At 61.3% G+C, this 13413-nt stretch carries 11 protein-coding genes; 7 read left to right on the top strand and 4 right to left on the bottom strand.

Annotated features, from left to right (window positions below; all coding sequences use genetic code 11):
• The first annotated feature begins 6 nt into the window (after nt 1–6).
• From NKI41_RS06230 to NKI41_RS06210, 5 genes are all read left to right on the top strand, one after another.
• Nucleotides 7–1017, top strand: a complete 1011-nt coding sequence (locus tag NKI41_RS06230) for an HlyD family secretion protein (RefSeq protein ID WP_352681993.1) — start codon at nt 7–9, stop codon at nt 1015–1017.
• A gap of 345 nt (nt 1018–1362) precedes the next feature.
• Nucleotides 1363–1992 carry an ATP-dependent Clp protease proteolytic subunit gene (locus tag NKI41_RS06225; RefSeq protein ID WP_023674655.1) on the top strand — a complete coding sequence of 210 codons (630 nt, stop codon included), beginning with the start codon at nt 1363–1365 and terminating at the stop codon, nt 1990–1992.
• Nucleotides 1993–2296: 304 nt separating this feature from the next.
• Nucleotides 2297–3571, top strand: coding sequence for an ATP-dependent Clp protease ATP-binding subunit ClpX (gene clpX, locus NKI41_RS06220; protein ID WP_006332719.1), 1275 nt, complete (start codon nt 2297–2299; stop codon nt 3569–3571).
• A 280-nt stretch (nt 3572–3851) separates the two neighbouring features.
• Complete coding sequence (lon, locus tag NKI41_RS06215; RefSeq protein ID WP_352501552.1) at nt 3852–6263, top strand: endopeptidase La; 2412 nt, start codon at nt 3852–3854, stop codon at nt 6261–6263.
• Between the two features lie 196 nt (nt 6264–6459).
• A complete protein-coding gene (locus NKI41_RS06210; protein WP_006201846.1) occupies nt 6460–6732 on the top strand; it encodes an HU family DNA-binding protein in 273 nt (90 codons plus the stop codon).
• A gap of 74 nt (nt 6733–6806) precedes the next feature.
• Here NKI41_RS06210 and NKI41_RS06205 read toward each other — a convergent pair whose 3' ends face one another.
• Nucleotides 6807–7829, bottom strand: coding sequence for an aldo/keto reductase (locus tag NKI41_RS06205; RefSeq protein ID WP_352681991.1), 1023 nt, complete (start codon nt 7827–7829; stop codon nt 6807–6809).
• A gap of 184 nt (nt 7830–8013) precedes the next feature.
• On the opposite strand from NKI41_RS06205, the gene hxlB reads away from it, so the two are divergent.
• Both hxlB and NKI41_RS06195 read left to right on the top strand, forming a co-directional pair.
• Nucleotides 8014–8580, top strand: a complete 567-nt coding sequence (gene hxlB, locus NKI41_RS06200; protein WP_352449352.1) for a 6-phospho-3-hexuloisomerase — start codon at nt 8014–8016, stop codon at nt 8578–8580.
• 5 nt (nt 8581–8585) lie between these two features.
• Nucleotides 8586–9329 carry a creatininase family protein gene (locus NKI41_RS06195; protein WP_352681989.1) on the top strand — a complete coding sequence of 248 codons (744 nt, stop codon included), beginning with the start codon at nt 8586–8588 and terminating at the stop codon, nt 9327–9329.
• 48 nt (nt 9330–9377) lie between these two features.
• Here NKI41_RS06195 and NKI41_RS06190 read toward each other — a convergent pair whose 3' ends face one another.
• The 3 genes from NKI41_RS06190 to NKI41_RS06180 all read right to left on the bottom strand — a co-directional run bounded on the left by NKI41_RS06190 (nt 9378) and on the right by NKI41_RS06180 (nt 13223).
• Nucleotides 9378–10295: a carbohydrate ABC transporter permease gene (locus NKI41_RS06190; protein WP_352614125.1), complete on the bottom strand. Its 918-nt coding sequence runs from the start codon at nt 10293–10295 to the stop codon at nt 9378–9380.
• 13 nt (nt 10296–10308) lie between these two features.
• The gene (locus NKI41_RS06185) at nt 10309–11430 is read right to left on the bottom strand and encodes a carbohydrate ABC transporter permease (RefSeq protein WP_352456633.1); all 1122 of its coding nucleotides are present in this window, start codon (nt 11428–11430) and stop codon (nt 10309–10311) included.
• A gap of 128 nt (nt 11431–11558) precedes the next feature.
• Nucleotides 11559–13223, bottom strand: a complete 1665-nt coding sequence (locus tag NKI41_RS06180) for an ABC transporter substrate-binding protein (protein ID WP_023674663.1) — start codon at nt 13221–13223, stop codon at nt 11559–11561.
• Nucleotides 13224–13413: the final 190 nt, after the last annotated feature.

The following is a 13413-nucleotide window of genomic DNA, read 5'->3' as shown; positions in this document are numbered from 1 at the left end:
TTTCAGATGAAACACATTCGAAAACATGTCCGAGTGGACAATCTGGGAAAACAGCAGCGCGCGAGTGTGGGAAGTTGGGGTCGCATCGTTTACCTCGCTCTCCTCGGTTTGTTTTCCTCTTCGATCGTCTACTACCTCATTGGTGATGCGGTCGTCTTGTCAGCGGACGGTATTGTCCTGAAGGATCGGTATGCCGTCGATGCCGCCTATCCGGCCAAGGTAACGCATGTCTTTGTCAAGGCGGGAGACAAGGTCGAGCCCGGTACATTGCTCGTCGAGCTTCAATCGTTCGACATGGTCAAGGAGATCGCGGAGCTGCTGTTGCGACAGGGTGAACTCGCCGTTCGCGAGGGCCAGCTCCACAGCCGACACGAAGCGATCCAGTCCGTGATGCCGCTGGCCGAGCGGACAGCGCGTGAAACCAGGACGACACTTGCGAGAATCGACACCATCGTCACGGCAGGCATCGTCTCGACTTCGACGAAGGACGAAGCCGTTCGTGGCAGCTTCCAGGCCGCCGAACATCTGGCTGATCTGACCGGTCAATTGCAAGCGACCAAATCCGAACTCGCCCTGGTGGCGCAATTCCGTGCGAGATCGGGCGAGGCTATGGATGAGGTAAAGGCCATATATGACGGCGGGAACATCCGCTCGGTCACGGAGGGGGTCGTTGGCGCGAAGGTGCCGGTCCCTGGCCAGGTGCTGCGGTTCGGCGATCCGCTTCTACAGATCGACGGCGGCAAGTCCTACGTCCTCGCCTATCTGCCGGACAACTATCTGTTTTCGCTGCGCGAAGGAATGGCGGTCGACGTGGGTAACGGAACCGAGCGTGCAAGAGGAACAGTCGAAAAGATTCTGTCGGTCGCCGACGCGTTGCCGGACGAGTTTCAGAACATGTTCCGGCCCCGCGAGAGGTCAAGGCTGATCCGTATCGCACTCGATGAGGCGAATTCCTTCGCGGTCTCGCAAAAAGTATCAGTGAGTGGTTGCGCGTTCGGCTTCTGTTGGGCCAGGTAATGCCTGCTTAATCCTGCGGAGGCAGCTACTTAGCCGTCCCGGGAACGCAGTCAATCTTCCTCGCCCGATACGACGTTCCAGGCCCTTCGCGTTGCCAGCAACGCCAGTGCCACCATGGCCGCGCGAAACCGTGGGATCAAAGAGGTGAAGTCAATCCACCAGGATCCGTGCCGCGTCCTCCGGGCACCGTCCGGCAAGCTTGATTCGTTTTAACCAAGTGGCTAGGAGAGGCGGCCTTGCGCTAGGGTGAGCCGGCATCCTATTTACACAATAACGATCCAGAACCGATTCTGCCCGATTGCAAATCTCCGGCGCCGGAATCCCATCCTCAAAAAGGGATAGTCCATGAAGAACCCCGTCGAAACCTACATGAACCTCGTTCCGATGGTGGTCGAACAGACCAATCGCGGCGAGCGGGCCTACGACATTTTCTCGCGGCTCCTCAAGGAGCGCATCATTTTCATCACCGGCCCGGTCGAGGATGGCATGGCGACGCTGGTCTGCGCGCAGCTGCTGTTCCTCGAGGCGGAGAATCCGAAGAAGGAAATCAACCTCTATATCAACTCGCCCGGCGGCGTCGTCACCTCCGGCATGGCGATCTACGACACGATGCAGTTCATCAAGCCTGCGGTGTCGACGCTCTGCATCGGTCAGGCCGCCTCGATGGGCTCGCTGCTCTTGACGGCGGGCCACAAGGACATGCGCTTTGCCACCCCGAACGCCCGCATCATGGTCCACCAGCCTTCCGGCGGCTTCCAGGGCCAGGCTTCCGACATCGAGCGCCACGCCCAGGACATCATCAAGCTGAAGCGCCGCCTCAACGAGGTCTACGTCAAGCACACCGGCAAGAGTTATGATGAGATTGAAAAAACGCTCGACCGTGACCATTTCATGACTGCCGACGAGGCCAGGGATTTCGGCCTCATCGACAAGGTCATTTCGTCACGTGAGCCGGTCGAAGGTATTGCCTTATAGGCCCGCGGTGGCCCCGCGGTGGCAATGAGTGGCGGGATCACGCGCTTTTGGCGCGGCTTGCGGCATTTCGGCCACAATTGGCTGTTCCCTCGACGGGTGCAATTGCCTACGTTAAGGCTATGTTGATTTTCGACGGCTTAGCTTTGCGTGGGGTTGTTCGAATCATTGCCCCGTTTTCCGATTTGTGTTTCGTACGGAATGCGTTGCGGGAGCCGGGGCACTGGCGGCGGCGGATTCCCGCGATAGATTGAATATGCGCCCTTTCAACCAGACCATCGGCGGGCGGCCATGAAAGGACATGAAAATGAGCAAGGTCGGCAACAACAGCGGTGATTCCAAGAACACGCTTTATTGCTCGTTTTGCGGCAAAAGCCAGCACGAAGTGCGCAAGCTGATCGCCGGGCCGACGGTGTTCATCTGCGACGAATGCGTCGAACTGTGCATGGACATCATCCGCGAGGAGAACAAGACCTCGATGGTGAAGTCGCGCGAGGGCGTGCCGACCCCGCAGGAAATCCTCAAGGTTCTCGACGACTACGTCATCGGCCAGCCTTACGCCAAGCGCGTGCTGTCGGTGGCCGTCCACAACCACTACAAGCGCCTCGCCCATGCCGGCAAGAACAACGACGTCGAGCTGGCGAAGTCGAACATCCTGCTGATCGGCCCGACCGGCTGCGGCAAGACGTTGCTGGCGCAGACGCTGGCCCGCATCATCGACGTCCCCTTCACCATGGCCGACGCGACGACGTTGACCGAGGCCGGCTATGTCGGCGAGGACGTCGAAAACATCATCCTGAAGCTGTTGCAGTCGGCCGACTACAATGTCGAGCGCGCCCAGCGCGGCATCGTCTATATCGACGAGATCGACAAGATCTCGCGCAAGTCGGACAATCCCTCGATCACCCGCGACGTGTCGGGCGAGGGCGTGCAGCAGGCACTTTTGAAGATTATGGAAGGCACTGTCGCCTCCGTGCCGCCGCAGGGCGGCAGGAAGCATCCGCAGCAGGAATTCCTGCAGGTCGACACCGCCAACATCCTGTTCATCTGCGGCGGCGCTTTCGCCGGCCTGGACAAGATCATCTCGGATCGCGGCAGGAAGACCTCGATCGGATTCGGCGCCATCGTCGCTTCGCCCGAGGATCGCCGCACCGGCGATGTTTTCCGCCTGGTCGAGCCTGAGGATCTGTTGAAGTTCGGCCTCATTCCCGAGTTCGTCGGCCGTCTGCCTGTCCTGGCGACGCTGGAGGATCTCGACGAGCCGGCGCTGATCCAGATCCTGACCGAACCGAAGAACGCGCTGGTCAAGCAGTATCAGCGGCTGTTCGAGATGGAGAATGTCGACCTGACCTTCCATGAGAACGCGCTGTCGGCGATCGCCAAGCGCGCCATCGAGCGCAAGACCGGCGCACGCGGCCTGCGTTCGATCATGGAAGCGATCCTGCTCGACACCATGTTCGAGCTGCCGGCACTGGAAGGCGTGCGCGAAGTGGTTATTTCGGAAGAGGTGGTGTCAGGCAACGCCAGGCCGCTCTACATCTATTCCGAGCAGAAGGAAAAGAAGGGCAACGTCAGCGCCTGACGTGAGCCGGCAATGGATTTTTCTGAAACGGCGCCGCAGGGCGCCGTTTTGCTGTCGCACACCGCGTATGGCGCCGCGTAGTGGCTGCGGATTGGAGGGACGGACCGTGTTGACCCTTGATCTTTACCCCCCGGGCCTCCAACTAAAGGCGGAAGGCCGTGGTGCCGAATTCTGTGCTGTAAAACTCCCGTCACAAACGGTGGTAGGCGGAACGATCCCCGGTCGTTAATATGAGATTCGCGGTTGGCCGATTGGCGGCCGCGACATGAAAGGTTGGACAATGGCCAAATTATCCAAGGCTCCCAGCGACGGCGTCTTCGCAGTCCTCCCACTGCGCGACATCGTGGTGTTCCCGCACATGATCGTTCCGCTCTTCGTCGGGCGCGAAAAGTCGATCAAGGCGCTGGAAGAAGTGATGGGTCAGGAAAAGCAGATCCTGCTCGCGACCCAGATGAATGCCGCCGACGACGATCCGGAGCCCGATGCCATCTTTGACATCGGCACGCTCGCCAATGTGCTGCAATTGCTGAAACTGCCGGACGGCACCGTGAAGGTGCTGGTCGAAGGTGCCTCGCGCGCGAAAATCGTCGCGTTCACCGACCGTCCCGACTTCCACGAGGCCCGTGCTGCGGCGCTGGTCGAACCGGAGGAGGAAGAGGTCGAAGTCGAGGCGCTGGCACGTTCCGTGGTCACCGACTTCGAGAACTACGTCAAGCTGAACAAGAAGATCTCGCCCGAAGTGGTGGGTGCTGCCAGCCAGATCGACGACTATTCCAAGCTCGCCGACACGGTCGCTTCGCACCTTGCCATCAAGATCCCCGAGAAGCAGGAGATGCTCGCCACGCTGTCCGTCAAGGAACGGCTGGAAAAGGCGATGGGCTTCATGGAAGCCGAAATCTCGGTGCTCCAGGTGGAGAAGCGCATCCGCTCGCGCGTCAAGCGCCAGATGGAGAAGACGCAGCGCGAATACTACCTCAACGAGCAGATGAAGGCGATCCAGAAGGAGCTCGGCGAGGGCGAGGACGGCCGCGACGAGGCCGCCGAGATCGAGGCGCGGATCAAGAAGACCAAGCTCTCCAAGGAGGCCCGCGAAAAGGCGGAAGCCGAGCTGAAGAAGCTGCGGACGATGTCGCCGATGTCGGCTGAATCGACCGTCGTGCGCAACTATCTCGACTGGCTGCTGTCGATCCCGTGGGGCAGGAACTCCAAGGTCAAGCAGGACCTGGCCTTTGCCCAGAATGTGCTCGATACCGATCATTTCGGCCTCGACAAGGTCAAGGACCGCATCGTCGAATACCTCGCTGTGCAGAGCCGCCAGAAGAAGCTGAAGGGGCCGATCCTGTGCCTCGTCGGACCTCCCGGCGTGGGCAAGACCTCGCTCGGCAAGTCGATCGCCAAGGCGACCGGCCGTGAGTTCATCCGCATGGCGCTGGGCGGCGTGCGTGACGAGGCCGAGATCCGTGGTCACCGGCGCACCTACATCGGCTCGATGCCTGGCAAGGTCATTCAGTCGATGAAGAAGGCGAAGAAATCCAACCCGCTCTTCCTGCTCGACGAGATCGACAAGATGGGCCAGGATTTCCGCGGCGATCCGTCATCGGCTTTGCTCGAGGTGCTCGATCCCGAGCAGAACTCGACGTTCATGGACCATTACCTCGAGGTCGAATACGACCTGTCGAGCGTGATGTTCGTGACGACGGCGAACACGCTGAACATCCCTGCGCCCTTGATGGACCGTATGGAGATCATCCGTATCGCCGGCTACACCGAGGACGAGAAGATCGAGATCGCCAAGCGTCACCTGATGCCCAAGGTGATCCGCGACCACGCGTTGCAGCCGAAGGAGTTCTCCGTCGGCGAGGACGCGATCCGCGGCATCATCCAGACCTACACCCGTGAAGCGGGCGTCAGAAGCCTGGAGCGCGAGCTGATGAAGCTCGGGCGCAAGGCGGTGACCGAGATCCTGAAGACGAAGAAGAAGACGATCAACATCACGGCGGACAATCTTGCCGATTACCTTGGTGTTCCGCGCTTCCGCTTCGGCCAGGTCGAGAGCGACGATCAGGTCGGCGTGGTCACTGGGCTCGCCTGGACGGAAGTCGGCGGCGAGCTGTTGACGGTGGAAGGCGTCATGATGCCCGGCAAAGGCCGCATGACCGTGACCGGCAATCTGCGCGATGTGATGAAGGAATCGATCTCGGCGGCGGCCTCTTACGTCCGCTCGCGGGCCATCGATTTCGGCGTCGAGCCGCCGCTGTTCGACAAGCGCGATATCCACGTCCACGTGCCAGAGGGTGCAACCCCGAAGGACGGACCGTCGGCTGGCGTGGCGATGGCGACGGCGATCGTCTCGGTGCTGACCGGTATCCCGGTCAGGGCCGATGTGGCGATGACCGGCGAGATCACGCTGCGCGGCAGGGTGCTGCCGATCGGCGGCCTTAAGGAAAAGCTGCTTGCCGCACTCCGCGGCGGCATCAAGAAGGTGCTGATCCCGGAAGAGAACGCCAAGGATCTGGCGGAGATTCCGGAGAACGTGAAGAGCGGCATGGAGATCATTCCGGTCTCACGGGTTGGCGAAGTGTTGCGCCATGCGCTGGTGCGCATGCCGGAACCGATCCAGTGGGTCGAACCCGTCAATGCGCCGGCCGTGGTCGATGTCGGAGACGAGGCTGGTAAATCGCTGGCGCATTAGTGCTTGCTAAAGTTGCAATGCACAAAGAGAGAGCCGGGCCTTGAGCCCGGCTTTTTCATGTGAAGAACCGCGGATTTCCGGGCTTTTTTCGACTTTCCTGGCGCTTTTCGACTTGGTTGCCGGAGCGCTTCTTTCTAAAGTCCGTTTCCTGCCGGATGAGTCGAGTGTTCCGGTTTTCTCATGGAAGGGAATTTTTATGAACAAGAACGAACTGGTGTCCGCTGTCGCCGATGCCGCGAGTATTTCGAAGGGTGACGCGCAGTCGGCGGTTGATGCGGTGTTTTCCGTGATCACCGGCGAACTGAAAAAGGGCGGCGATGTCCGGCTTGTCGGCTTCGGAAATTTCACCGTGTCAAAACGCGCCGCGTCGACCGGCCGCAATCCGCAGACCGGTGCGGAAGTGAAGATCCCGGCGCGCACCGTGCCGAAGTTCTCGGCCGGCAAGGGCCTCAAGGACGCGGTCAACTAGGCGCCTCCTTAAGTCTTTCAGAGAAAAGAAAAGCCGGCATATCCGGTTTTTCTTTTCTGTTGGAAAAGGCGGCGCTATGCCGTCGGCGCGTCGGTGCGCATCAAGCCTTCTTTCTTGAGATCGGTCCACAGCGCCGATGGCAGCTTTGCGTCGAGCAGCGAGCGATTGCTTTCGACTTCGCCCGGCCGCTGGCCGCCGGGGATTACCGAGACGACGGAAGGATGCAGCAGCGGGAACTGCAGCGCCGCCTCGATCAGGCGCACGCCGTGGCGTTTGCAGACGGCCTCGATGCGGGTGACGCGGTCGATGATGTCCTGCGGCGCCTCCGAATAATTGTAGTAGGCGCCGGGGTTCGGCCCGGTTGCCAGGATGCCGGAATTGTAAGGCCCGCCGAGAACGATGCCGATGCCGCGTTGCTGGCATAGCGGCAGGAAAGACTGCAGCGCTTCCTGCTCCAGCAGCGTGTAACGCCCGGCAAGCAGGAACAGATCGAAATCGCCGCGCTCGGCCAGCGTCTGGGCAACCTGCCACTCGTTGATGCCGCCGCCGAATGCCTTGATCACGCCCTGGTCGCGCAATGCCAGCAATCCGTAGTAGCCGGAGCTCATGAATTCCTGGATGCGCTGGTCCGAGGCTTCCTTGCTGCCATGGGTGAAGATGTCGACATCGTGCACGAAGAGGATGTCGATGCGGTCGACGCCGAGCCGTTCCAGCGAGGCCTCGAAGGAGCGCATGACGCCGTCATAGCTGTAATCGTAGACCTCTCGGCGCGATGGCGTGTCGAAGAATTTGCCGATGCCGGTGCGCTGTTCCGGCGGGCAGGCGCGCATTATGCGCCCGACTTTGCTGGACAGCACGTAGTCGTCGCGCTTCTTCGAACGCAGGAACGGATTGAGCCGCGTTTCGGCTAGGCCTAGCCCATAAAGCGGCGCGGTGTCGAAGTAGCGGCAGCCGACCCGCCATGCCGCCTCCAGCGTAGCATTGGCATCCTCGTCGGAGACGGCGCGGTAAAGATTGCCGAGCGGTGCGGTGCCGAAGCCGAGCTCGGTGAAGGTGATGCCGCCATTGCCGATGCGGTCGAAATGCCGTGTCTTCATATGTCGTCGTTTCCTCATTCACGATTTGCCGTGACACTATCACGGCTGTAGCGCATCAAAAGCACTGCGTGTCGTTGGACACCGATTTTCGCGGTGATAGCATGAATGAAAACAAGCTGTTCGGGGCAAAGGTGACTAAGATATTCAAATGGTTCTCCGGCACCGGCAGGCTGGTGCAAATGTCATGACGGACGCCGGCGAAAACCTGTTTGGGATTGCGCTGAACGAGCTTGGCACCGTGCTGGAGCGTATCGACGCAAGCCGCATCGACGCCGCTTGCGCCATCTTGGCCGGTGCGAAAAAGATCGTCACCTATGGCTGCGGCCGCGAGGCGCTGCAGGTCAAGGGTTTTGCCATGCGGCTCTATCATCTCGGTCTGCCGGTGTCGGTCGTCGGCGACATGACCACGCCGCCGCTGGGCGAGGGCGATGTCTTCCTCGCCAGTTCCGGCCCGGGTGAGACGTCGACGGTGCTGACCTTGATGCAGGTCGCGCGCGAGGCCGGTGCCACAGTCCTGCTGCTCACCGCGCAAGCCGACAGCACTGCCGCAAAGCTGGCCGACTTCACACTGCTTATCCCGGCTCAGACCATGGCCGACGACCAGGGTCCCGAAAAGACATCCGTCCTGCCGATGGGCTCGGTCTTCGAAGGCGCGCTGTTCGTCCTCTTCGAAGTGATGGTGCTGAAGCTCAGGGACCTGACCGGCGTCTCGGCGGAAGCGATGCGCGCCCGCCACACCAATATGGAGTAGGTGTCATGCGCTACGAATTGATGCTGCCGCATCAGATACGCAAGGTGATCGCCGAAAACCGGCCGGTCGTGTTGCCGCTCGGTGTGCTTGCATATCACGGCGAGCACATGGCCGTCGGCATGGACACGCTGGCGGTGGTCAAGAGCCTGGAACTGTTCGAAAAAGAAGCCGAAATCGTCATTCTGCCACCCTTCTATTACGGCGCGGCGAGCTATGCCGTTGCAGCACCGGAGGGCAGTGGTTCGCTGCAGGTCGGCGGCAATGTGCTGGCGCCATTCGCGGAAGAACTGTTCTATAGCCTGCTGCGCATCGGCTTCCGCAACATCCACGCCATCATTCACCACCAGACCGAAAATTTTGCCGCCGGCATGCCAACCGATCTCGCCTTCAAGGCCGCCGGTCGGCAGGCGATCTTCCGCTTCCTGGAGAAAGAACGTGGCGAAGGCTGGTGGGGCTCTGCGGCGATGGCCGACTATTATGCCGAGCACGCCGAGGGCAGCAATTTCTTCAACTGGGTGCAGGTGCATCCCCTAATGCCGGCTTCAATGCACAGCCGGTACCCGTTCGACCATGCCGGCACCGGCGAGACGTCGCTGATGCTGGCGCTGTACCCGGAAGCGGTGGATGCCGGCCGCTTCGCCGACAACACCGGCTGGTACACGGCAAGTGCGCCCGAAGCCTCGGCGGAATTGGGGCAAAAAGGGGTTGCCATGATCCTCGAGCATTTGCGGGCAACGCTTTCGGGTTAGCGCTTTTCCCTTCTCCCACAACAAGGGGAGAAGAGAGAGCCGGCGCAGTTATTTCACCGCGCCCGCTGTCATGCCCATGATCAGGTAACGCTCGAGCGCGATGCCGATGACGGCGAGCGGTGTGATGGCGGCGGTGGCAAGCGCCGCCATCGACCACCAGTTGATGCCTTGTGAGCCGGTCTGGCTGGCCACCATGACAGGAATGGTCTTTGCGTCGGTCGAGGTCAAAAGCGCGGCGAAGAAATACTCGTTCCAGCACAGCACCATCGCCAGGATGAAGGCGGCGACCATGCCCGGCAGCGCGATCGGCATGACGATGCGCAAGAAGGCGCCCCAGATCGACAGGCCGTCGACGAGTGCTGCCTCCTCCAGCTCCACCGGGATGGAGTTGAACTGGTCGCGCATGATCCAGATGACGATCGGCAGCACCATCAGCGTATAGAGCAGGATCAGCCCGACGCGTGTGTCGAGCAGGCCGACCTCCCGGTAAAGCACGAGGAAGGGCAAGGCCAAAACCACCGGCGGCAGGATCAGCTGAGACAGGAAGAAGAAGGAAATATCCTCGTTCCTGAACCAGGCGAACTTGTAACGATAGCGGGTCAGCCCGTAGGCGGCGAGGCTGCCGATGACGATGGCGAGGCTCGACGCGCCGACCGAAGTGATGACCGAATTCATGAAGCGCTTGATGAATTCGTCGCGCACCGTCGACGTCCGAAAGATCGAGTCCGGCGACAGGCCGAGCGAACGCCAGCCTTTCCAGTCGGGCCGGAAGTCGACGAACGGGATCAGATGGCCCTGGGTGACGTCGACCGCGGTCTTGAACGAAGTGGTTATCGTCCAATAGATCGGGAACAGGCAGATGAAAGCCCAGAAGATGAGCGCGCCGTAGATGAAGACGCGGTTGGCGACGAAGCTCGCCGGCGAGCGGATTTCGGAAGCGGCATAGTCGGTGGTCTGAACGCTCATCTTGCCGGCCCGATCAGTTGACGTTGCGCACGAAGCGGCTGGCGAACTTCAGCAGCCAGGTCACGAACACGATGATGATGATCAAATAGGCCATCGCCAGCATCGTGCCGTAGCCGACGTTCGAACGGTCGCGATATTCGCGGTAGATGAAACTGGACACCGAATCGGTCGCGCCGCCCGGCCCGCCGGAGGTGACGGTGATGATGATATCGGCGAGCTTCAGCTTGAAGATGATGCGCAGGATGACCGCTGTCACCGACACCGGCAGCATCAGCGGGAAGGTGACCTGCCAGAAGGTCTGCCAGGCGGTGGCGCCATCGACACGCGCTGCCTCGAGCACCTCGCGCGACATTGCCTGCAGGCCGGCGAGCAGCATGATCATCATGAACGGGATGAACGTCCACGCGTCGAGCACCATGATCGAGATGCGGGCGGTGATCGGGTTGGAGAAGAAGGCCGGGTTTTCCCAGCCGAGATGCCGCGCCAGCGTCGCGGCGGGCCCGAAGCGGTATTCCATCAGCGACTTGCCGATCATCCACGACACCGCCACCGGCGACAGCATCAGCGGCATGAGAAACACGACGCGGAAGAATTTTCGTGCCCTAATCTGCGCGTTGAGCAGCAGCGCCAGGCCGAAGGCGATGACATATTCGACGAACACCGCCAGCACGTAGAGCACCATGTTGAACAGCGCGTTGCGATAATAGGCGTCGTTCAGCATCTGCCAGAAATTGTCGAGCCCGTTGAACTGCCGTCCGCTGAAGGAACTGAGGTTCCAGTCGGTCAGCGCGATGTAGAAGCCGAACAGCGTCGGGAAGATCACCATGGCAATGGTAAACAGCAGCGCCGGCAGCAGGAACAGCGCGCGCTGGCCGTCCTCGCCGCGCGTCAGCACCTGGCCGATGCCGAGCGCGACACCCCACAGCACGTAGGCGTAGACCACCGGCCGCCAGGTGTCGAAGCCGATGGTGTCGACCTCGCTCTTGTAGAGGATTTGCAGCGCGATCACCGCCAGAAGGCCGAGCGTCGCAGCAGCCATCAGCGCCCAGCCAAGCCGTTTGCGGCTCCGCGGAATCAGGTCGGATGGCACGGCGCCTGCCGGCCATTCACTTGTCGACAAAGTCTGGTCAGCCAGGGTCCGGTCAGCCACGCGTCTTGCCTGTTCACAGGAGGCTCGATGACCGGCCGAGCCGATCGAGGCCGGGCCGGTAAAGCGGATGTCCGGCGGCTGTGCGCCGCCGGACCAGGTTTAACGATCTCAGCCTACATGCCGAGCGATGCCTTGTAGAGCTTGACCTGTTTGTCGCGGCCGATCTGGTCGGTCAGCTTCTCCCAGGCGGCTGCGATGGCGTCGGCGCCTTCCTGCGCCTTCATCTTGCCGGCAAAGGTGTTGGCCAAAATGTCCTCGGCGGCGCTGTAGTACTGGAAGATGCCGGGGATGCGCGGCTCGATCGCCGCGTTTGGATGGTTGTAGCTGTCGGCTTCCGACTTCAGATACGAGGTGATGAACGCCTCGTCGTAGCCCGCCGCCACCCATTCCGGAATGTTGAAATGCGAGTTGCGATAGGGCTGGAAACCCGACGGATAGGCCGCGCACCAGAGCGACAGGTCCTTGCCGCCGAGGTGGGCAGCGGCAGACCATGCCGCCTTCTTCTTCTTTTCGTCGCTGTCGACGCGGGCCATGACGTAAACGCCCCAGCCGAGATAGGCGCAGTTCGGCGCATGGTTCGGGCCGCTGGCGAGCTTGTCCCACTGGCCGGTCTTGGAGTTGTAGACATCGTCCGAGCCCGGCAGGATCGAGAAGCCGGTGATGTCGCCGACGACCGAGGAATCGTTGGTCTTGACGTTCGAACCGACGTCGCCCCACCAGGTAACCATCGAACCGGTGCCTGCCAGGAATTGCTGGAAGGCGGTGGTGTTCGGGTCGGCGTTGATCTGGTCGGCAGGTTCGGAGGGCAGGGCATCGATGACGTCCTGGATCGCCCGCACCCATGCCGGATTGTTAACGCGCGGCTTCATCGTGTCGGCATCAAACAGCCAGGCCTTGTCATCGGGATGCTTGGCGTAGGCGCTGGCGCGGCTGCCGAGGAAATAAAAGCCGAAACCGCCCCAGGGCTTGGGCGCATCGAGATAGCCAAAGACGTCCTGGCCCTTCACCTGCTTGCCCTTGAGGAACTTCGTCACCGCCTGCACCTGCTGCCAGGTCTTCGGCACGCCCCATTCGCCTTCTCCGCCGCCGTCCTTCCAGGCCTTGGCGAGGTCGGCATCGGCAAACACGTCGGTGCGGTAGTTGAAATTATGTGCGTCGCCGTCAACGGTCACGCGATATTGCTTGCCGTCCCATGTGCCCACCGGCGGCTGCAGATAGGCCACGACATCCTTCATGTCGATCTGGTCCTTGACCCAGTCCGGCATCTCGGAGGTGAGACCCTTGCCGCAGACGTCGCCTTCGAACGGTGCCCCCATTTCGATGATGTCGAAATCGACGGTGCCGGTCGCGATCGACTGCTGCAGGCGGGCGTTGTAGTCAGCCTGCGCCAGGTCGATCCAGTTGATCTTGGCGCCGGTATAGGTCTCCCACGGCTTCAGGAAGCCGCGAAACAGCACATTGTGCAGGTTCTGGTTGTTGAGGCCCATGAAGGTGAGTTCGACACCGGCGAATTCGCCTTCCTTGACATTGGCCTTGGTGGCGCCAAGGCAAAGCTCGCCGACCTGCTGGAAGTCGGCATCGGTCGGCTGACCCTTGCCGACACCCGGAATCTGCAGGATCTGCGCGCGCAGGTCGTCGGCGGCCGCAGCCGTGCGCGTCAGCGCACCAAGTCCGGCGCTTGAGGCCGCCGCGAGGGCGGCCATGCTGGCCGCTCCCTTCAGCACGTCGCGGCGGGTGGCCCCGGCGCGGACAAGTTGGTTATAAAGGCTGACTTTCATTTCGTTCCTCCCAGAAGGTCAATTGTGAATTGGTTCAGATGGTGGAGCGCCGATTATGTTCCCCAACGACAGCGACTCCGGTAAATAGCGGCCCGAATTCTCCCTCCCGCGACGCTTGGCATTCAGTGCCGGACAAGCGTACCGGTGCGCCCGGAACAGGGTCATAAGCCGGACACTGTCACTATTCGCA

The sequence above is a fragment of the Mesorhizobium sp. M0601 genome, from assembly GCF_040320845.1.
In the GTDB taxonomy this organism is placed as follows: Bacteria; Pseudomonadota; Alphaproteobacteria; order Rhizobiales; family Rhizobiaceae; genus Mesorhizobium.
Note: the sequence above shows the minus strand (reverse complement) of the source record. Positions and strands in the feature narration are given on the sequence as shown.